Here is a 1,361-nt window from a genome sequence, read left to right on the forward strand (position 1 = left end):
CAGTGGTAAGCCGTTGATATAGAGAATGGCGTCGGGAATACGGGTCTCAAAGCCTTGTATCGCCATTTGGCTGACGATGCGATAGCGGTTGTTATCGAGTGCCTCATAATCGATCAGCTGGATGTATAAGTCTTTTTGGGTATGGTCTTCGCGCTTGAGTAAAAATCCATCAGCGATCCATTTCATAACGGCTTTATTGGTGTCGTACAGATCGGATGCAGGCAGGTAGTCGAGCTTATGGATGATGGCGTCAATCTCATAGTCAGTGATTGAGTCGGCTTGATAACGAGTGGCGAGAAACGCACGAAGATCGGACTTGATGAGCACGTCATCAGGATTACGGCCAGTCTCAAGACTAAGTGCCGCGCCTACGCTGTGCGGATAGCCCTCGGCCGCTAGTAGCTCGATAATGGCTTGTTCAAGTCGGTCTTCGGTGAATTTCAATAGGATGTCCTTTTTAATGTTTTGGTGCGTGAAACGAAACTCTATAAAACCATCTTAAACCTGAATCATGCGTAGGGTGATTTCCAAGCACTGTTTATAATTTGAAACCTACCTTAAACTCGTGTCAGGTGTAGGGTGCTTTCTAAGCACCGTTTATAATTCGAAAATATTGTCGATGGTGCGTGGAACGCACCCTACAAGAACATCTTAAACCTGAATCACCCTACAGAATACTGTTTATAATTCGAAATATCGCCAATGGTACATTGGATATTATCCTACAAAAAACATCTTATTCTAAATTATCAGCAAATTTTTCTGGTAATTCAATGATTTTTGCTCCCCAATCGGCTGGATAGTTGCCCTTTTTTACATGACGATGAAAGCTAGAATATGGCCAATCAGCAACCTTTTTGACTAATCCATGTTTGACAGGATTGTAGTGCAAATAATTCATATGATTTATAAAATCCTCTTCGCTATGAATTTGATGTTCATAAAAGCGGCGCTGCCACAATCCCTTCTCGTTTCTATTAACCTTTGAAGTACTTAAGTCATCTGATGCCAGATGATATTGCGGGCAAGCCCTTGTTGTAAGGCGCTTTATACGTGACCAGCATTGACTATAGTTAGTATCCTCGTCTGTCATCTGCCAAATACAATGTAAATGATCAGGCAACTGTACCCATGCCAAAATTTCAAAAGGATATTGCTGCTGAACTGTTTTTATACTTGCTTTAAAGGCTTTCAAAAAGTCATCTTTACAAAATATTGGCCGTCTTTCATACGCAACCAATGTAAAAAAGTAGGTCGCGCCTTTAGTGTATGAGCGTATATATTGTGGCACTATTTTATAACCTATTTAGAATTTACATTTAAAACATTCATAAACTCAAATCTTGCGTAAGGTGCTTTTT

The 1,361-nt window shown here is 40.6% G+C and carries 2 protein-coding genes; both read right to left on the reverse strand.

What is annotated here, in order from left to right:
- Positions 1-444: type I restriction endonuclease (locus tag ACTXGO_RS13855; RefSeq protein ID WP_443574927.1), on the reverse strand; the 444-nt coding region annotated here is incomplete at its 3' end.
- A gap of 292 nt (positions 445-736) precedes the next feature.
- Positions 737-1,291 (reverse strand): REP-associated tyrosine transposase, encoded by a 555-nt coding sequence (locus tag ACTXGO_RS13860; protein WP_443574928.1) that lies wholly within the window; start codon positions 1,289-1,291, stop codon positions 737-739.
- Between the last annotated feature and the right edge of the window lie 70 nt (positions 1,292-1,361).

The sequence above is a fragment of the Psychrobacter sp. T6-1 genome (genome assembly GCF_052258445.1).